Origin of the sequence: Pseudomonas sp. ML2-2023-3 (assembly GCF_037055275.1) — a bacterium.
Classification (GTDB): Bacteria; Pseudomonadota; Gammaproteobacteria; order Pseudomonadales; family Pseudomonadaceae; genus Aquipseudomonas.
In genome coordinates, this window is sequence record NZ_CP146343.1 from 3362845 (window position 1) to 3381692 (window position 18848).

Here is an 18848-nt window from a genome sequence, read left to right on the forward strand (position 1 = left end):
GATTCGACCTGTTGCGGCGCCCAACCAAGGGCCAGGCGCCACGTGACTCAGCCAGTATGGTGGCTCTTGGCAAGGTTATAGACGGATGCGTCGATACCTTCGAAGCGCGCTTTTAACTGCAGGGCCAGATACAGCGAATAATGCCGTGACTGATGCAGGTTGCCACCATGAAACCAGAGGTTTTGCTGCTGTGTCGGCTTCCACATGTTGCGCAGTTCACCCTCGTAAGGGCCCGGATCATTCGTGGTGCCGGAACCCAAGCCCCAGCAGCGGCCGACCTTGTCAGCGACTTCCTGGGAAATCAGCTTCGCCGCCCAACCGTTCATTGAGCCATAGCCCGTGGCATAAACGATCAGATCTGCCGGTAGCCGGGTGCCATCGTTGAGGATGACGGCGTCTGCTTCGATACGCTCGACACCCAGGCCGGGTGCGCTCTTGAGCTTGATCGTGCCATTGGCGATCAACTCGCAGGCGCCGACGTCGATGTAGTATCCAGAACCACGGCGAACATACTTCATGAAAAGGCCAGACTCGTCGTCACCGAAATCGAGCATGAAGCCGACTTTGGCCAAGCGCTCGTAGAAGTCTTTGTCACGTTCCTTGATCGCATCGAAGATGGGTTTATGAAAGCCCGGCATGACCTTGTAGGGGATCGAAGCGAACAGCAGATCAGCCTTGTCCGTGGTCAAACCCGTTTCCAGGGCGTCTTCGGAGTAGAGCCCGCCGAAGACGAGATCCATCAGACTGTCGGAACGCACGATGTGGGTGCTGGAGCGTTGCACCATGGTCACCTGTGCACCGTTCTCCACCAGGTCGGCGCAGATATCGTGTGCCGAGTTGTTGGCCCCTATGACCACCGCGTGCTTGCCGCGCCAGGCGTCTGCGCCGGGGTGTCGGCTGGAATGATGCTGCTGGCCACGGAACGTTTCGGCACCCGGGTATTGCGGGACATTGGGCACGCCAGACATGCCGGTGGCAAGGATCAACTGGGCAGGCTGTAAAGTCATGCGCTCGCCGTCGCGCAGCACTTGAACCCTCCAGGTACCGCTTTGCTCGTCAAAGCTTGCGCTCTCGCATTCTGTGCGCGGCCAATAATTGAGTTCCATGACTTTGGTGTACATTTCCAGCCAGTCGCCAATCTGGTCTTTGGGGGTGAAGACGGGCCAGTGGTCGGGGAAGGGCAGGTAAGGCATGTGGTCGTACCAGACAGGGTCGTGCAGGCACAGCGACTTGTAGCGACTGCGCCACTGATCACCCGGGCGCTCGGCTTTGTCGACGATCAAAGTAGGCACACCCATGCGCTTGAGCCGCGCTGCGAGTCCCAACCCGCCCTGACCGCCGCCCACGATCAGGCAATAAGGTTGGGTGGTGATGCCTAACGAGGCCTCTTCATCACGACGGCGTTCCAGCCAGTTGCGTTTGTCAGGATGGTCGTGGTCATGATTGGCCCCCTTTGGACGGCGGCGCCCGCTCGGCTCTTCAAAACCCTTGAGCTCGCGCATGGTGGTCAGCAGCGTCCAGCACAGGCCCTCTTTCAGACGAACATAGCCTTTGCCCCGTCCCGCATCGGTTTCCAGGCTGATCCAGCCTTCGAGTACTCCGTTACTGAGCGTCGCCTCACCTTCCAGTTTCAATTGTTGAGGACGCGTCTGCTCCAGGCGTGTTTCGAGCATGTCGCGGATGGCCGGCTTGCCTTCCAGGGTCACCAGGTTCCAGCTGAACAGTAGCAGGTCACGCCAGTGACACTCTTCGCCAAACAGTTCCAGAGCGCCGTCCACATCACGCCGGGCGAGCCGTTCACCGAGGTTTTCGACCCAGGCCGCGAGCTGAGCAGTCGGCGTGTGCAGCGGTTTTTCAACAGCAATGTTCATTGGGCTTCTCCGATCTTGTTGTTTTTGTACAACCTGCTCCAGAGCAAGGCTCGGGCCACCTTCGCAAAAGCCCCATTGCAGAGCTCTTGCTGCGGTATTGCTGAAGTGTTGATTCGCAGATCTGTCACGAATTCGTGAAGGGTGGATGACAGAGTGTCACTCGGTGCATAAAGCGCTCATTGCGTTCTTTTCATATAAGCTGCGAACAGACCCGTGCTCCAACCGTAAGGGAGAACAAGAATAATGAAGCCGGCCTTGATCAACGACCATGCACAACTAGTGCTTCAAGCCGTGCAGGGTACTCACACCCACCAAGCCCCTGTTAATGACCTGGCCATCACCCGATCCTGGCGTCGGTGCCTGGATCAGTATCAGCTTGATCCCGCCAGTCGCCGGGCACCTCATGTGGTTGAACAGCCGCGCTTGCAGGATCATCGCGCCCCCCTGGAACACATCATTGCTGTAGCGCACTGGCAGATGAACCACTTGCACCAACAGCTCGGACGCGATGGCCACGTGGTGCTACTCACCGATGCTCGCGGTGTGGCAATCGACAGTGTGTGCAACGAGTCCGAACGAGCCGATTTCCAGCGCTCCGGGCTGTGGCTCGGCTCGGTCTGGAGTGAAGATTGCGAAGGCACCAACGGTGTGGGCACCTGCCTGGTCGAGCAACAACAGGTCACCATCCGTCGTGATGAGCATTTTCGTAGCAAGCACGTTGGTCTGAGCTGTTCGGCGAGCCCTGTATTTGATGCGAATGGAGAGTTGCTGGCCGTGCTCAACCTCTCTTCTGTTCGGGATAATCACAGCCAGCAGCACTACTTCAGAGCCATGGCGTTGACCCAACTGTCAGCCAATCTGATCGAGAGCTGTTATTTCCTGGGGCATGACCCTCAACGCTATTTGCTGCGCTTCCATCCCGAGGCGGGCTTCGTCGGGCTGCTGGGTGAAGGCCTGCTCAGCTTCGATGAAAGTGCGACTATCTGTTCAGTCAATCATTGCGCGCTGGATCTTCTGGGCCTGAGCCGGGACCAGGTGGTCGGGCAATCTCTGGCGATGTTGCTGCAAACACCTGTCGATCAGGTGATCAGTCAGGCCAGTTCACAACCGAGTGTTTGTTGGCCTTTGCGACTGATAGACGGGCGCCTGGTTTACGTACAGTTGCGAGAACCTGTTCGCCCTGCGCCTTCAGTCACGCCTGCCCCTCAAACAATCAATGACGTGCATGTATGCCTCGAAGACCCGCGCCTGCAACGCGGCATTGCTCGAGCACTGCGTGTTATAGAGCATGATGTGCCGGTTTTTTTACAGGGTGAAACCGGAACTGGCAAAGAGGCTTTTGCTGCGGCGCTGCATCGAGCCAGCTCCAGAAGGAACCAGCCGTTTGTGGCGATCAACTGCGCGGCCATCCCCGAGACGCTGATCGAGAGCGAGCTGTTTGGCTATCGCGGCGGCAGCTTCACCGGGGCACGCAAGGACGGGATGATCGGCAAGCTGGAGCAGGCCCATGGTGGCATTCTTTTTCTCGATGAAATCGCCGATATGCCACTGGCGTTACAGACTCGCCTGCTGCGGGTGCTTGAAGAGCGTCAGGTGGTGCCGCTCGGTGGTGCGACGGCACGTGCGCTCGATGTCCGCCTTGTCAGTGCCAGCCACCAGGATCTGCAAGCCTGTGTGGCGCAAGGGCGCTTTCGCGAAGATCTTTTCTACCGGGTTGCCGGGTTTACCGTGCAACTTCCGCCGCTGCGCGAGCGTTCAGACAAGGGCAGTTTGCTCGACCTTCTGCTGCGTGAAGAGGCAAAAGGCGCAAGGGTTCGCCTGGAAGCAGGTGTCAGAGAGCGTTTGCTGACTCAGCCCTGGCCGGGCAACGTACGGCAACTGCGTACGTGTCTGCGCACACTGGTCGCGTTGTCGTCTGAGGGGCGCATTACTTTGGAGGACCTGGAGGAGTTACTGCCAACAACGCCCGCCACGGCCGCGCCGGGCGAAAACCCACTGGAAGTCTGCGAACGCCAGACGCTGCTGGCGTTGATCGAGGCAGAACATTGGCACATCGCCCATGTTGCCGCCCGCCTGGGGATTAGCCGCAATACGCTCTATCGCAAACTGCGCCAGCACGGTATTTCACGACCCGGTTGAGTGCAGAGCGAGATCGTCGAGTGTCCTCGCCCTGGCAGTATTTGACCGAGGTTTACAGGGCGGGAAAGGATCGTCCTGGTTCAAACCTGCGACTTCACAAAGCTTCACATTTGCACGGCGGGAAAGCGGGGGAATATCGGTTAGCATCGCGGCGCAGCCTTGGGGCGCAAGCGTGGTAACAACAACGGATTCAAATGGCTGACAAGCGTTTGAAAGCCGGGATCCCGGTAAAAAAGGTCTCTTTATTGTGTCTAATGGCAATTCAAACCGTTGGTTAGTCCTCATGTCGGTCATTCTGGCTTTCATGCCGATTGTCCTGGATTACACCATTCTTCATGTCGCAGTTCCGTCACTGACCCTTGCGTTGCAAGCAACGGGTACCGAGATTCTGTGGATCATCGACATCTACCCGTTGTTGATGGCCAGCCTGCTGATTCCCATGGGCACGCTGGCGGACAGGGTCGGCCATCGCCGAATGCTGCTGGCTGGACTGGGTATCTTCTGCGCCGGTTCCGTATTGGCCGCCTTTTCTCCGAACGTTGGGTCGTTGATCGGGGCCCGGGCGTTCATGGCATTCGGCGGCGCCATGGTCATGCCCAGCGTCCTCGCGATTATTCGACAAACGTTTGAAGATCAGAGCGATCAAGCAGTGGCGTTGGGTATCTGGGGCGCTGTTGCTTCCACCGGAGCCGCCATCGGGCCCTTGGTGGGTGGCGCACTGCTTGAGCATTTCTGGTGGGGGTCGGTCTTCCTGATCAATGTGCCCGTGATGCTGCTGGTCATACCCTTAGTGATCGCCTACATACCGCGACGAAGTGTGGTCGGCGATGGAAACTGGACCATCGGACAGTCCGTGATTCTGATCCTGGGTGTCATGGCAAGTGTTTACGCTCTCAAGTCGGGCTTCAAAACCAACAGCTCTCTATTCGTTACCGGTGCATGTTTTGTATTCGGAGCGCTGATGCTTGTCTGGTTTGTACGCAAGCAACTTAATACCTCGACGCCGATGCTTGATCTGAGCCTTTTTTCCATTCCGGCGGTCAGCACCGGTATCGTCATGGCTCTCGTCACCATGGGTGCGCTTGCCGGGTTCGAATTGCTGCTGGCTCAAGAACTGCAGTTCGTCATGGGGCGTACCCCCCTGGAGGCCGGTATTTTCATGATGCCGCTCATGATTGCGGCTGCAATCGGAGGGCCTCTTGCAGGCGTCATCCTTCGGGCGATTGGCCTGAGGTGGGTTGCGAGTTGCTCGTTGCTGGTGTCTGCGGCCAGTCTTGTCGGGTTGGCCCAAATACACCTGGGCAGCGGCGGGGTGGCCGTTATTGTGATGCTGGTGGCTCTGGGGCTTTCCCTCAGCATTGGTTTAACCGCCTCGTCAGTGGCGATCATGAACAGCATTCCAATGGAGAAAGCGGGCTCTGCGGGAGCCCTTGAAGCCACGAGTTACGACCTTGGCACCGGACTGGGCATTACCGTTTTCGGTATTCTTCTCGTATCCACTTATGAAAAATCCATACAGCTGCCTGGGGGCATTCCATCTGCCATTGCCGAGACAGCCGTGCGGTCTATTGGTGAAACGATGATTGCGGCAAAAGCACTTGGAGGCATTCAAGGTCAGCAGCTTGCTGCAGCGGGGCAAAAGGCTTTCAGCGCCTCTCACAGTGTGGTTTTGCTGACGGCTGCTGCACTCGTCGGCGCATTGAGCCTGTTGGTCTGGTTTGTGTTGAAACACCACAAAAGCCAATAGGGTCATTCCCGTGCAGGCAGTTGAAAAACTCGCCTGCACGTGAACAAAAGCTTCCCTGTTTACGCTTACTCCAGCACCTCTGCTATGGTGTAAAAGCCTTTAGTCGCTCATTTGGGCGATTTCCGTAAGCACGCTTTACGGCACCGTGATCACGGTCAGGTTCGCGAGTTAACGGGAAACGTATCAATGGACACTCCGCCTGTAGACCGTCCGCCCACCGAGCCCCTGTCCCGGGCAGAGAAGCTTGTCGAGTTTCGCCGGCAGAAAACCCTGCTCAAGACCGGCGCCCTTCAAGACGCAATCTTCAACAGTGCCTACTTTTCCAGTATCGCTACCGATGAAAAAGGCGTCATCCAGATCTTCAATGTCGGCGCCGAACGCATGCTCGGTTATCAGTCCGAAGACGTGGTCAACCGGATCACTCCGGCAGATATCTCCGACCCTGCGGAATTGATTGCCCGCGCAGCCGCCTTGAGCCTTGAGCTCAATACACCGATCACTCCTGGCTTCGAAGCGCTGGTATTCAAGGCCTCTCGCGGGATTGAGGACATTTATGAGCTGACCTATATCCGCAAGGATGGCAGCCGCCTCTCGGCAATGGTGTCGGTCACCTCATTGCGCGACAGCGCAGAAACCATCATCGGTTACTTGCTGATCGGCACCGACAACACGGCGCGCAAACAAGAAGAAGCGACCCAGGCCTTGCTGGATCAGCGTTTACGCGACCAGCAGTTTTATACGCGCTCGTTGATCGAGTCGAACATCGACGCCCTGATGATGACAGATCCGCAGGGCATCATTTCCGATGTCAATAAACAGATGATGGCGCTCACGGGGCGTACCCGGGACGAGTTGATTGGTGCGCCGTGCAAAAACTTTTTCACCGATCCGGCCCGCGCCGACGCTGCCATCAAGCGGGTACTCAGTGAAAACAAGGTCAGCGACTATGAACTGACGGTGCGCGCTTATAACGGTACTGAAACCGTTGTGTCCTATAACGCGGCGACCTTTCACGACCGCGACCGCAAGTTGCAAGGCGTGTTCGCTGCTGCCCGAGATGTGACTGAGCGCAAGCGCTTCGAGCGAACCCTGGAAGAGAAGAACATCGAGCTCGAACACGCCAGCCACATGAAGTCCGAATTTCTCGCCACCATGTCCCATGAATTGCGCACGCCGCTGAACGCCGTCATCGGCTTTTCGGAGGCGCTCAAGGACGGCCTGGTCGGTGACATGAGCGAGACCCAGCGCGAGTACATCACCGACATTTTCAACAGTGGCCAACACTTGCTGTCGCTGATCAATGACATCCTCGATCTGTCCAAAGTCGAAGCCGGGATGATGGCGCTGGAGCTGGAGCCCGTCGAACTGCAGAGTTTGCTGAGCAACAGTTTATTGATCGTACGCGAGAAAGCCGCACTGCAACGCATCCAGTTGAAACTCGACACCGATGCCGAGCTTGGCAGCTTTGAGCTCGACCTGCGCAAGACCAAGCAGATCGTCTACAACCTGCTGGCCAATGCCGTGAAATTCAGCGCGCCAGGGGGCGTAGTGACGTTGGCGGTACGCCAGGTTACCCGTGAACACGTGGGGAAACTGGCGGGTGATTGGCCCGTGCATGGCTTCGAGGTTCAGGACAGCGATTACGATGTGTTCCTGGAGTTGAGCGTGAGTGACACCGGCATCGGTATCGCCCAGGGCAATATGGACAAGTTGTTCAAGGCCTTTAGTCAAATCGACAGCAGCCTGGCGCGTAAATTCGAGGGCACCGGCCTGGGCCTGGCCATGGTCAAACAGTTGACCGAGCTGCATGGCGGCAGTGTCGCGGTGACCAGCAGGGAAGGGGCCGGAGCACGATTCGTGGTCTGGCTGCCGATCCGTCGTTTAACCACTGTGGAGGCGCCATGGCCGAGATCCTGATCGTCGAAGACAATGCCGCCAACATGCGGCTGGCCCGGTTGCTGCTGACCAGTGCCGGCCACAGCGTGATTTGTGCGGCAGATGCGGAAACCGGGCTGAAGCTGGCGCGAGAGCTGCAGCCTGCGCTGATTCTGATGGACATCCAGTTACCGGGAATGGATGGCCTCAAAGCCACCTCGTTGCTCAAGAGCGATGCACTGACCGCGGCCATCCCGGTGATCGCGCTCACTGCCATGGCCATGAAGGAAGACGAAGAAAAAACACGGCTGGCGGGGTGTAATGCCTACATCATCAAACCTCTGCGCTACAAGGAGCTTTACCGGGTCATCGACACGTTGCTGCAAGGCAATCGGCCTCAGCAGCCCACTCATTGAGCACTTCCTATGCCCAACCCTGCCGCTACCCTATTGATTGTCGATGATGAACCCCATGTCCGAAAACTGCTGAAGATCCTGCTGGAGAATCAGGGGTATCAAACCCTGGCCGCCAGTTCGGGAGAAGAGGCCCTTGTCATGGTCGAGGAACAGCCCCCCGACTTGATCCTGCTCGACATCATGATGCCGGGCATGGACGGTTTCGACGTTGCCCGCCAGCTCAAGACGAACAAGGCCACGTCGAATATCCCGATCATTATGCTGTCCGCCCTTGGAGAGCACAGTGCGCGTATTTGCGGTCTGGAAGCAGGCGCCGAAGACTTCCTCAGCAAACCCGTGGAAAGTGCAGAGTTGTGGCTGCGGGTGCGCAACCTTTTGAGGCTCAAGGCGTTCGGCGATTATTTGAAAAGCCACAGCCTGATGCTGGAAGAGCAATTGCAACAACGCACCATCGACCTTGAGCGCTTTCGCTCGGCGATGGACGCTTCGGGCGATGCCATATTTCTGATCAATCGCAGCACCATGCGCTTGATCGAGTTCAACCGACGGGCCTGCCAGGTACTGGGCTTTACCGCGCAAGAGCTGCTGGGTAAAACACCCGCCGACCTCAGCGATGACTCCATCGAACACCTGGAAATGTTGTATGACCAGATCATCGCGGGCAAGGGCCCAAGCGAAGCCACGGAAACACAAATCCGCTGCAAGGACGGCAGTTTCCTTCCGGTAGAAGTCCACCGCCAGGCATACAAGACAGGTGATGACTGGATTATCGTCGGCATTGCCCATGACATCACTGAGCGCAAGGCCGCCGATCAACGCATGTTGAAAATGGCCCATTACGACACGTTGACCGGGCTGCCCAATCGCAAACTGTTTTTTACCACCCTGCAAATGGGACTGACCCAAGCGTCGCTCAGCCATTGGCAGCTGGCGGTGGTGACGGTTGATCTGGATGACTTCAGTCGCGTCAACGAAACCTGGGGCCACCAACTGGGTGATCGCGTGTTGGCGCAGGTGGGGCAGCGACTGACCAACTGCCTTAATGTGAGCGACACAGTGGGGCGCATGGATGGTGACGAGTTTGCGCTGATCCTGATGATTCGCGAGGGTCAGGCAGATCCCCTGCAAACCGTGGAGCGCATACGCGAAACCCTGCGCGAGCCTTTTCAGTTGGGAGATCAGTCCACGGCGATGACCGCCAGCATTGGCATTGCACTGTACCCGGCCGACGGGAACGACGCGCATGGGTTGATCCGGCACGCGAACACCGCCATGCACCGTGCGAAGAAGCTCGGCAGGGATAATTATCGTTACTACACGGCGCAAATGAATGAGGAAGCCTCAACGCGCCAAGCGATTGAAACCGCCCTGCGTGATGCGGTGAGACAGCAGACATTTGAGCTGTTTTATCAACCCAAGATCAGTGTGGTCGACGGCAGCGTCTGTGGGCTCGAGGCCCTGTTGCGCTGGCAACAACCGGGGCAGGGCAATATCTCGCCAGCGGTATTCGTGCCGATACTGGAAAACCTGGGGCTGATTTCCCAGGTCGGCAATTGGGTGATCACCCGTGTGTGCAAGCAAATCGCCGATTGGCAACGGGCAGGTGAGGAGGGCATTCAGGTGGCGGTCAACGTCTCCTGCCAGCAGATCATAGACAGTGATTTCATTGCGAGCATTCAGCAGGCGCTGATCGACGATCAGATAGATCCCCACTGGCTTGAGATCGAACTGACGGAAAGCTCGCTCATGGAGAACACTTCGCACACCATCGCCAGCTTGCAGACTTTGCAACAACTGGGAGTCAAAGTTTCCATAGACGATTTCGGTACGGGATATTCAAGCCTCGCGTACCTGCGACGATTCCCGATCGACAAACTGAAGATCGACATCGCCTTCATCCGCGAGGTGATCACCAACCCCCAAGACGCAGCCATTGCCCGGACCATTATCGAGTTGGCCCATAGCCTCAACCTGCAAGTGATTGCCGAAGGTGTGGAGACCCCTGAGCAACTGGATTTTCTGAAGAAAAACGGCTGCGATCAGGTGCAAGGCTATCTTTTCAGCAAGCCACTGCCGGTTGTTGAGCTAGAGACTTACTTGCGCGCACACGGGTGTTTTACTTAGATCACTAACGTCGGATTCGGCTGGATCAACGACGAATCCCATGGTGAAGTCGCCCATGATCAAAATCAGAACAGGGTAGGTGTAAGCCATGATTTTCGTTTTTTGGCCCAGTTCAGAATCTGCAGATATGTCTCATCAACAACCTGCACAAATCTTCTAAACGTTCTTTTCAAAGCGTTGTAATTTAGCCGTCCTCACCGTTTCACGTTTAATCATTACCTCTGGAGCGCTCCGTGAATAAACGCAACTGGATTGAGCTGTCCCAGGATGCTGATACAGGGATTGAATCGATTCGCGCCCATTTTCAGGGGCATGCCTACGATCCGCATTGGCATGACAGTTTTCTGGTAGGTGTCACCGAGCAGGGTGTGCAGCAGTTCAACTGCCGTCGCGTTCGCCATCTCAGTACTCCGGGCAAGGTATTCCTGCTGGAACCGGGAGAAATCCACGATGGGCATGCACCGACCGAGGAGGGTTTTACCTATTCCATGCTCTACCTCGATCCGCACTGGCTGGAACGGGAGTTGCTTGCGTTGTTCGAGCACGCGCCTGTCAACAGCCAACCGGGCTTTGCCGACACATTGAGTCAGGATCCGGGCCTGGCGACTGCCATTTATAGCGCTTTCCAGGCACTCCATGAGGGCGACTTGCGCATTGTGCGTCAGAACGCCATCGACACGTTGCTCGGGGCGCTCACTTGCCACCTTGATTGGCGCAAGCACAAGGTATTTGACCCCCGCCTGCCATTGGTGGCCCAAGTCGCACGTGACTACCTGCATGCCCATGTCTACGAGGACGTCGGGCTGGACGACCTGGCCCATGCCTGTGGCGTTGATCGTTTTCGCCTGACGCGAGCCTTCAAGGCAGCATTTGGGCTGGCGCCCCATGCTTATTTGATTCAGCTTCGGCTGGCCAAAGCTCGGCAGTTGCTGGCGCGGAGCGAGTCGCCTGCACAGGTGGCCAGTACCCTTAGGTTCTCCGATCAGAGTCATATGGGGCGCTGGTTCCGTCGCGCCTACCAGCTCACACCCGCCGATTACCGCAAGCGCTGCTCAAACCTTCCAGACTGAATCCCGCTGACCGGCGACCATGGCCTCCTATCTGATCAAGGAGCCCATGCCATGTCGTTTTCGTTGTTCTCATCTGCCCCTTCGATACGTCTTCAGGGAGACTGACTCATGGAGTCTTTGCTGCCTTTCCTGCTGTTTGCGTTCGTTGCTTCGATCACCCCTGGGCCGACCAATATTCTGGTGCTGAGCCATAGTTCGCGATGGGGGGTGGGTGCCACACTGCCCATTATTTTTGGCGCCTGCATGGCTGCGACGCTGATTGTGTTTGCCGTCGGGCTCGGCATGGGTGAAACCCTGCTGCAGTTTCCGCGAGTGCAGACGGTGATCGCTTGGGCCGGGGTACTCTGGTTGAGTTGGCTGGCATGGCAGATATTTAAAAGCGCGCCGCCCTCCCTGGATTCACCTTCTTCGCGCGAGGATGGTCTCAACGTGCTCGGTGCAGCCACCTTGCAATTGGTCAACCCTAAGGTCTGGATGATGGCCGTAGCAGTGGTGAGCGTATTTGCCGGTGGCAGCGACAAGACCACGCGGCTGATGGTGTTGTCGTTGCTGTTCCTGTTGGTCTCTGTGCTGTGCATGACCCTGTGGGCGTTACTCGGCGCAGGCAGTGCCCGGGCGTTTGGTTCACCACAGGCATTCAAACGCATGAATCATGCTTTGGCATTCTTGCTGCTGGTGTCGGCCTGGCTGACGGTGCTGGCATAGTTTAGTTCGTGCCCTGATGGCGTTTGCCACTTAACGTAAGCGCCAGTCCTGCGATCAACCGCAGCACTGGCGATTTACCTCGCGGCCAAAGGCGCTACTCACCCCAACCTTCGCGCACTGCCCGGCGTATGGCTTCGAGCAACATGGCAAACGCGGGGTTGTCGTTATTTTCTCGCCAAATCAGGTGCAATTCACTTTGCACCCCTTCGCCCAGATCGATATCGCGAAAAATCACGTTTTTGAACACCACACTGCTTGCACAGCGCGGCACCAGGGCCAGGCCCATCCCAGCATTGACCAGCGCCAGAATGGTGAGCGATGAACCGAGCCACTGCACGTACTCCGGTGCAACGCGAGCTGATCGCAGCATGCCGGTCAGCAGTTCGTTGAACGGTGGATACGCTGCGTGGGAATACATCAGGAAGGGCTGGGCATCCAAGTCTTTGACTGAGATATCGCTGGCCTGGGCTAACGGGTGATGCCGGGGCAGCGCCAGCACAAAGGGTTCGCGAACAAGGCACTCGGTGGCGTAACCGGGCTCCAGCAGCGGTGCCCGGGTGATGCCCAGATCGACTCGGCGTGCGCGCAACGCTTCATGCTGTTGGTAGGTGTTCATCTCTGAGAGATCAATTTTGACCTGGGGTTGCTTGAGCCTGGCTTCGGCAATGACCTTTGGCAAAAACTCATACACCGCGCTGCCTACAAAACTGATGTTGACTGAGCCGATATCACCCTCTGCGAAGCGTCGGGCGTTGGTCGCCGCTTGCTGGGCACGCTCAAGCAGGTTTTGTGCTTCGATGAAAAAAGCCCGGCCCGCTGCGGTCAGGGCCACGCTGCGGGTGGTGCGGGTAAACAGTTCCACGCCCAGGTGGTGCTCCAGCAATTGAATCTGCCGACTGAGGGGCGGCTGGGTCATGTTCAACCGTTCAGCAGCGCGCCGAAAGTTAAGTTCTGTGGCCACCGTGGTGAAGCAGCGCAGCTGGGTCAGTTCGAACATTGATCTAATCCTGGTATCAATCGAATGCCAAGTTAGATTAGACGGGAACAATGTGCGCGTCCATCATCGGGCTGTCCCTAAAAAAACAATGATTGGGAGTTGCCCCTTTGAATACCCTTCACCCGATGCCTGACGCCACGGTACTTGCCCGGGCCGCGTCCAAGGTAAAGCGTCATGTTCTGCCCTTGTTTGTGGTGATGTTCATCGTCAACTACATCGATCGGGTCAATATTGGCTTTGTCCGCAGTCATTTGGAAACCGATCTGGGCATTGGCGCCGCCGCTTATGGTCTGGGAGCCGGGTTGTTCTTCATTGGTTACGCGATCTTCGAAGTGCCGTCCAATATGCTGCTGCAGCGCTACGGTGCAAGAGCCTGGTTGACCCGTATCATGTTCACGTGGGGCGCTGCGGCAATGGCGATGGCTTTTGTGCGCGGTGAAACCAGTTTCTATGTGCTGCGCTTTATTCTGGGCGCGGCAGAGGCGGGCTTCTTCCCGGGGATCATCTACTACTTCACTCAGTGGTTGCCGTCGACTGAGCGGGGTAAGGCGATGGCGATCTTCCTCAGCGGCTCGGCGATTGCCTCGGTGATCTCCGGCCCGGTGTCCGGTGCCCTGTTACACGTAAGTGGTTTAAGCCTGCACGGCTGGCAATGGATGTTCCTGATAGAAGGTTTTGCCTCGATTGTTCTCTGCGCGTTCGTCTGGTTCTGGCTGCAATCCCATCCTCGTGATGCGAAATGGTTGAGCGAAGAAGAGAAGGGCGCATTGATCAACGCGATTGCTCTGGAGCAACAAGCCCGTGAGGCGGTGCTGACGGTCAAGCCTTCGATGTTAAGGCTGCTGGCCGACAAGCAGATCGCCTTGTTTTGCTTCATCTACTTCTCCATTGCCCTGACCATTTATGGCGCGACATTCTGGCTGCCCAGCATGATCAAAAAGATGGGCAGTTTTGATGATTTCCAGGTTGGGCTGTTCAACTCGATTCCGTGGTTGATTTCCATTGTTGCCATGTATGGCTTTGCCGGAATGGCCAGCAAATGGAAACACCAGCAGGCTTGGGTCGCGCTGACGCTGGTGATTGCCTCGCTCGGTATGTTCATGTCGACTACCGGCGGCCCTGTGTTCGCCTTTATCTCCATCTGTTTCGCCGCGATTGGTTTCAAGGCAGCTTCAGCGCTGTTCTGGCCGATTCCTCAGGGCTATCTGGACGCACGTATTGCAGCGGCTGTCATCGCGTTGATCAACTCCATCGGTAATCTTGGCGGATTCGTTGCTCCTACCGCGTTCGGCTTTCTGGAGCAAACCACGGGCTCTATCGAGGGTGGTCTGTACGGGCTTGCAGCCACATCGCTCCTGGCGGCGGTGGTGATATTTTTTGTTCGCACGACGCCGGCTGGCCAAGCTCAATCCACTGCTACTCACAACACCTTGAAAATTGACCCTGCGGGAGCCGCTTCTTGAAAATCACACGAGTTACCGTCACCCCCATCGCCTTCCGTGATCCACCGTTGCTCAATGCCAGCGGTATTCACGAACCCTATGCCCTGCGCTCCATCATCGAAATAGAGAGCGACACTGGCTATATCGGCCTCGGTGAAAGCTATGGCGACGCCCCTGCGCTGGCGATCCAGCAGCAGTTGCAGGCGCAATTGATAGGCCTTGACCCGTTCAACCTGAATCAGTTGCGGGCAATCGTCCGGGCTACCGTGGCAGCCCACGCACCGCAGAGTATTGCTGGCGCGGAGCTGGCACCCGGCTCTCACGCGAGCAAGGCCGTCAGCAATGCTTACTCGGCGTTCGAAGTCGCGTTTATGGACTTGCAAGCGCGCTCCTTGAATGTACCCCTGGTGGATTTGCTGGGTGGCGCAGTGCGCGATGAAATCCCGTTCAGCGCTTACCTGTTTTTCAAGTACGCGCAGCATGTGGATTCGCCTTACCAACCTGACGCTTGGGGCGAGGCGCTGAACGAGGAACAGATCGTCGCCCAGGCACGAAGAATGATTGAGGCTTACGGCTTCAAGAGCATCAAGCTCAAGGCCGGGACTCTACCCCCTGAGCACGAAGTGTCATGCATCAAAGCCCTGAAGAAAGCCTTCCCGGGCTACCCGTTACGCATTGACCCCAATGGTAACTGGTCTCTGGAAACCTCAATCCGGATGGCGCAGTTGTTGGGTGACGACCTGCAATATTACGAAGATCCAACCCCTGGTCTTGAGGGTATGTCCGAGCTGCACAGACTCACTGGTTTGCCGTTGGCAACGAACATGGTCGTCACCGACTTTGACGAGTTCCGGCGCAGCGTTGCCCTCGACAGCGTGCAAATTGTTTTGGCCGATCATCATTACTGGGGCGGCCTGCGGGATACTCAGCACCTGGCCAAGATGTGCCAGACATTTGGTGTTGGCGTATCCATGCATTCCAACTCACACCTGGGTATCAGCCTGATGGCCATGGCCCATGTTGCCGCGTCAGTGCCCAACCTGGACTATGCCTGCGACACTCACTATCCGTGGCAAGAGCCTGATGAAGAGGTGGTCAAAGGCGGAAAGATACCCATCGTTGATGGTTGCGTGAGAATCACTCGCGCGCCGGGACTGGGGCTTGAGCTGGATTATGAGCAATTGGCAAAGTTGAATGATCTGTACCTCACTTGCGGCATTCGACAGCGCGATGATGTGAAACAAATGCAGCGGTACAAGCCTGACTGGCAAGCGCTAAAACCTCGGTTCTGAGTACTTTGCGTGGTGGGTTGCCCGCTGTGTTCAGCGTGCAGTCGTAGAGGTGCTGAGAGATCAGGTTTTGGATCGGGTTGTTGCTGCTTCTGGACGCTCTGTTTGCAGTCTTGATGGACCGATTGCGAGCTAATAGGCAAAAGGGCCCGCAGAGCAGCAATGTTGTTCACTCAAGAGCAACGCGGCTCAGTGTGGGAGCGGGCTTGCTCGCGAGGGTCTTCAGTGCGCAGCATTTACTTGGTAAATACGCGTCACCGTTAACAACCATCGCGAGCAAGCCCGTTCCCACAGAGGCAGAAATTACTTAAGTGAACAACATTGCCGTGAACGCTATGCCGGTTTTCAGCTAGCAGTCAGCGCGGAGTAACTGTTCATCAGGTTCCGGTAGTTGGGAATACGCTGAGATAGCAGGTTGCCCAGGCCTTCAATATCGTTGCGCCAATCGCGTTGCAGCTCACACGCGACAGAGAACCAGTTCATCATCTGGGCGCCAGCCTGGCTCATGCGGTTCCAGGACGCTTGTTGTACGGTGGTGTTGAACGTCCCCGAAGAGTCAGTTACCACGAACACGTCAAACCCTTCAGCCAGTGTCGACAACGTTGGGAACGCTACGCAGACATCTGTCACCACGCCGGCGATGATCAATTGCTTGCGACCCGTTGCCTTGATCGCCTTGACGAAGTCCTCGTTGTCCCAGGCGTTGATCTGGCCTGGTCGAGCGATGTACGGCGCGTCCGGGAACATTTCCTTGAGTTCGGGAACCAGCGGGCCGTTGGGGCCCTGTTCAAAACTGGTGGTGAGGATGGTAGGCAGCTCGAAGAATTTCGCGACGTCAGCCAGGGCCAGCACGTTGTTCTTGAACTCGTTGGGTGTGAAGTCCTGCACCAGAGAAATCAAGCCTGTCTGGTGGTCGACCAGCAGAACTACGGCGTCGTCTTTGTTCAGGCGGTTGTAAGTTGCGTTAGTCATGGTGGAATCCTTTTCGAAGTGGCGGGTGGCTGTCGTTCAGCGATGAGCTCAGATTAATGTTCTGATCAGCGACGAAAAAGCACCTGAAAAACGATTGACTGTCCACCTGAACGAGACAATGCATCTGCAGCATTTTGGGTGAGCGAGCAGGGTGCCTGGACAGGTAATAACCGGTGGTGCGCAGTTGAAGGCTGAACACCTGAACGGGTTATGCAAATACCCTGCGAATGCCTGGTGGAAACATCAGCTCGGGTCGCCGTGAGGAACGGACAGAGAGGCAGCTGTTGCAGGCGGAACAGTGGATCAACAATCTGTCCGGCAGGCGACACTATGGCGCTTCACGAAAAGTCATAACTCATTGATTTTATAAAGATATTGAAATGGCACGGTTTCTGCTCCAGTCCTTGTGCAGGTGCCGCGGCGGCCTCTGCCATCACGAGGACGGGCAATGAACAACACTCTGAAAGTGGTCGCGGTATCCGGGAGCGTGCAACGCCCAACTCGCACCCTGGTGCTGCTCAAGGCCCTGGTCGCCGGTCTTGAGCAACAGTTGCCGATCGCGCTGCACTTGATCGAGTTGTCCGAGATCGGCCCGCAGTTTGCCGGGGTGCTGCGCCGCGAAGACTTGCCCGCAAAAGTAGAGGCCCATCTGCAAGCCATTGAAACGGCCGACCTGCTGATTGCTGCCAGTCCGGTGTACCGCGCCTCATACACTGGACTGTTCAAGCACCTGTTTGATTTCGTCCATCACCAGGCATTGAACAACGTGCCGGTGTTGCTGGCCGCCACCGGTGGCTCGGACCGCCACGCTCTGGTCATCGAACACCAGTTGCGCCCGCTGTTTGGTTTCTTTCAGGCCCTGAGTTTGCCCATCGGGGTGTATGCCACAGAAGCCGACTTTACCGATTACCAGATCACCAGCCCGCAGGTGCTCGAGCGCATCGAGCGCGCTGTCGAGTCCGCAGTCCGGAACCTCACTTCGACTGTGCAACCGGACGCCAGCGCGGCCTGAAGTTACCGGTAAACCTCACTTCAACGTATCACTGGAGTACACGCAATGAGCCAGGACAACATCAAGTTTGCCTACTGGGTTCCCAACGTCAGCGGGGGACTTGTAATCAGCAAGATCGAACAACGCACCAGCTGGGACATCGATTACAACCGCAAGCTGGCGCAAATCGCCGAAAAGGCCGGTTTCGAGTACGCCTTGTCACAGATCCGCTTTACCGCCGGTTATGGCGCCGAAAACCAGCATGAGTCGGTGACCATCAGCCACGCATTGTTGGCCGCCACCGAGAAGCTCAAAGTGATCGCTGCCATCCTGCCTGGGCCCTGGAGTCCGGTACTGGCTGCCAAACAGCTGACCACCATCGACCAGTTCACCAACGGTCGGGTTGCGGTCAATATCGTGTCGGGCTGGTTCAAGGGCGAGTTTCGGGCCATTGGCGAGCCGTGGCTGGACCACGATGAGCGCTATCGTCGCTCGGAAGAATTCATCCAGGCGCTCAAGGGCATCTGGACCCAGGACAACTTCAGTTTTCATGGCGACTTCTACCGTTTCCATGACTTCACGCTCAAACCCAAGCCACTGCAGCAACCGCACCCGGAAATCTTCCAGGGTGGCAGCTCACGCGCCGCGCGGGAGATGGCTTCGCGGGTTTCCGATTGGTACTTCACCAACGGCAACAGCGTCGAAGGCATCAAGGCCCAGATCGACGACATTCGGGCCAAGGCTGCGCTCAATGGCCATTCGGTGAAAGTCGGGGTGAACGCTTTTGTCATCGCCAGAGAAACCGAAGCTGAGGCTCAAGCGGTACTGGAGGAGATCATCGCGAAGGCCGATCCAGAGGCCGTCAACGGTTTCGGCAGCGAGGTGAAGAACGCCGGCGCCTCCAGTCCTGAAGGAGAAGGGAACTGGGCCAAGTCCACTTTCGAAGACCTGGTGCAGTACAACGACGGCTTCAAGACCAACCTGATCGGTACTGCGCAGCAGATTGCTGAACGCATCGTAGCCCTCAAGGCCGTGGGCGTGGACCTGATCCTCAGTGGCTTCCTGCACTTTCATGAAGAAGTGGAGTACTTCGGCAGAAAGGTGTTGCCGTTGGTGCGGGAGCGGGAGCGGGAGCTGGAGCGCGAGGCGGTCACGGCCAAGGCTGCGGCACTCGCTTAAAAGACGGGATGGGCGTCTCGCGGCTGAGTCC

Annotated in this window: 14 protein-coding genes; 11 read left to right on the forward strand and 3 right to left on the reverse strand. The window is 57.1% G+C overall.

Features of this window, described 5'->3' with window-relative positions; translation table 11 throughout:
* Positions 1-47: 47 nt before the first annotated feature.
* Positions 48-1871 carry an NAD(P)/FAD-dependent oxidoreductase gene (locus tag V6P94_RS15400; RefSeq protein ID WP_338647494.1) on the reverse strand — a complete coding sequence of 608 codons (1824 nt, stop codon included), beginning with the start codon at positions 1869-1871 and terminating at the stop codon, positions 48-50.
* Between the two features lie 243 nt (positions 1872-2114).
* On the opposite strand from V6P94_RS15400, the gene V6P94_RS15405 reads away from it, so the two are divergent.
* The 7 genes from V6P94_RS15405 to V6P94_RS15435 all read left to right on the forward strand — a co-directional run bounded on the left by V6P94_RS15405 (position 2115) and on the right by V6P94_RS15435 (position 11947).
* Entirely contained in the window at positions 2115-4010 is a 1896-nt protein-coding gene (locus V6P94_RS15405) for a sigma-54-dependent Fis family transcriptional regulator (RefSeq protein WP_338647497.1), read from the forward strand.
* Between the two features lie 283 nt (positions 4011-4293).
* Complete coding sequence (locus V6P94_RS15410) at positions 4294-5757, forward strand: MFS transporter (RefSeq protein ID WP_338647499.1); 1464 nt, start codon at positions 4294-4296, stop codon at positions 5755-5757.
* Between the two features lie 186 nt (positions 5758-5943).
* Positions 5944-7674, forward strand: a complete 1731-nt coding sequence (locus tag V6P94_RS15415) for a PAS domain-containing sensor histidine kinase (RefSeq protein WP_338647501.1) — start codon at positions 5944-5946, stop codon at positions 7672-7674.
* Complete coding sequence (locus V6P94_RS15420) at positions 7659-8048, forward strand: response regulator (protein ID WP_235573437.1); 390 nt, start codon at positions 7659-7661, stop codon at positions 8046-8048. Before V6P94_RS15415 ends, V6P94_RS15420 begins: the two co-directional genes overlap by 16 nt.
* A 9-nt stretch (positions 8049-8057) precedes the next feature.
* The gene (locus V6P94_RS15425) at positions 8058-10172 is read left to right on the forward strand and encodes an EAL domain-containing protein (protein WP_338647506.1); all 2115 of its coding nucleotides are present in this window, start codon (positions 8058-8060) and stop codon (positions 10170-10172) included.
* Positions 10173-10405: 233 nt separating this feature from the next.
* Complete coding sequence (locus V6P94_RS15430) at positions 10406-11242, forward strand: AraC family transcriptional regulator (protein ID WP_338647508.1); 837 nt, start codon at positions 10406-10408, stop codon at positions 11240-11242.
* A 108-nt stretch (positions 11243-11350) separates the two neighbouring features.
* The gene (locus V6P94_RS15435; RefSeq protein ID WP_338647510.1) at positions 11351-11947 is read left to right on the forward strand and encodes a LysE family translocator; all 597 of its coding nucleotides are present in this window, start codon (positions 11351-11353) and stop codon (positions 11945-11947) included.
* Between the two features lie 94 nt (positions 11948-12041).
* Here the strand turns inward: V6P94_RS15435 and V6P94_RS15440 are convergent, their stop codons facing one another.
* Positions 12042-12944 (reverse strand): LysR family transcriptional regulator, encoded by a 903-nt coding sequence (locus tag V6P94_RS15440; RefSeq protein WP_338647512.1) that lies wholly within the window; start codon positions 12942-12944, stop codon positions 12042-12044.
* A gap of 107 nt (positions 12945-13051) precedes the next feature.
* Between V6P94_RS15440 and V6P94_RS15445 the strand changes: the two genes are divergently transcribed.
* Together V6P94_RS15445 and V6P94_RS15450 are read left to right on the forward strand one after the other, a co-directional pair.
* Entirely contained in the window at positions 13052-14407 is a 1356-nt protein-coding gene (locus tag V6P94_RS15445; protein WP_338647515.1) for an MFS transporter, read from the forward strand.
* A complete protein-coding gene (locus V6P94_RS15450) occupies positions 14404-15678 on the forward strand; it encodes a glucarate dehydratase family protein (protein WP_338647517.1) in 1275 nt (424 codons plus the stop codon). Before V6P94_RS15445 ends, V6P94_RS15450 begins: the two co-directional genes overlap by 4 nt.
* Positions 15679-16020: 342 nt before the next feature.
* Here V6P94_RS15450 and ycaC read toward each other — a convergent pair whose 3' ends face one another.
* Positions 16021-16647, reverse strand: coding sequence for an isochorismate family cysteine hydrolase YcaC (gene ycaC / locus V6P94_RS15455; protein ID WP_338647519.1), 627 nt, complete (start codon positions 16645-16647; stop codon positions 16021-16023).
* 448 nt (positions 16648-17095) lie between these two features.
* Between ycaC and msuE the strand changes: the two genes are divergently transcribed.
* Together msuE and sfnG are read left to right on the forward strand one after the other, a co-directional pair.
* Positions 17096-17659, forward strand: a complete 564-nt coding sequence (gene msuE, locus V6P94_RS15460; protein WP_338647521.1) for an FMN reductase — start codon at positions 17096-17098, stop codon at positions 17657-17659.
* 45 nt (positions 17660-17704) lie between these two features.
* Positions 17705-18817 (forward strand): dimethylsulfone monooxygenase SfnG, encoded by a 1113-nt coding sequence (gene sfnG, locus V6P94_RS15465; protein ID WP_338647523.1) that lies wholly within the window; start codon positions 17705-17707, stop codon positions 18815-18817.
* Positions 18818-18848: the final 31 nt, after the last annotated feature.

What these genes read in the sequence shown, in the direction of transcription:
- V6P94_RS15400 (WP_338647494.1), bottom strand. Translation starts at nt 1,871, where the DNA reads ATGAACATTGCTGTTGAAAAACCGCTGCACACGCCGACTGCTCAGCTC.
- V6P94_RS15405 (WP_338647497.1), top strand. Translation starts at nt 2,115, where the DNA reads ATGAAGCCGGCCTTGATCAACGACCATGCACAACTAGTGCTTCAAGCC.
- V6P94_RS15410 (WP_338647499.1), top strand. Translation starts at nt 4,294, where the DNA reads ATGTCGGTCATTCTGGCTTTCATGCCGATTGTCCTGGATTACACCATT.
- V6P94_RS15415 (WP_338647501.1), top strand. Translation starts at nt 5,944, where the DNA reads ATGGACACTCCGCCTGTAGACCGTCCGCCCACCGAGCCCCTGTCCCGG.
- V6P94_RS15420 (WP_235573437.1), top strand. Translation starts at nt 7,659, where the DNA reads ATGGCCGAGATCCTGATCGTCGAAGACAATGCCGCCAACATGCGGCTG.
- V6P94_RS15425 (WP_338647506.1), top strand. Translation starts at nt 8,058, where the DNA reads ATGCCCAACCCTGCCGCTACCCTATTGATTGTCGATGATGAACCCCAT.
- V6P94_RS15435 (WP_338647510.1), top strand. Translation starts at nt 11,351, where the DNA reads ATGGAGTCTTTGCTGCCTTTCCTGCTGTTTGCGTTCGTTGCTTCGATC.
- V6P94_RS15440 (WP_338647512.1), bottom strand. Translation starts at nt 12,944, where the DNA reads ATGTTCGAACTGACCCAGCTGCGCTGCTTCACCACGGTGGCCACAGAA.
- ycaC (WP_338647519.1), bottom strand. Translation starts at nt 16,647, where the DNA reads ATGACTAACGCAACTTACAACCGCCTGAACAAAGACGACGCCGTAGTT.
- msuE (WP_338647521.1), top strand. Translation starts at nt 17,096, where the DNA reads ATGAACAACACTCTGAAAGTGGTCGCGGTATCCGGGAGCGTGCAACGC.
- sfnG (WP_338647523.1), top strand. Translation starts at nt 17,705, where the DNA reads ATGAGCCAGGACAACATCAAGTTTGCCTACTGGGTTCCCAACGTCAGC.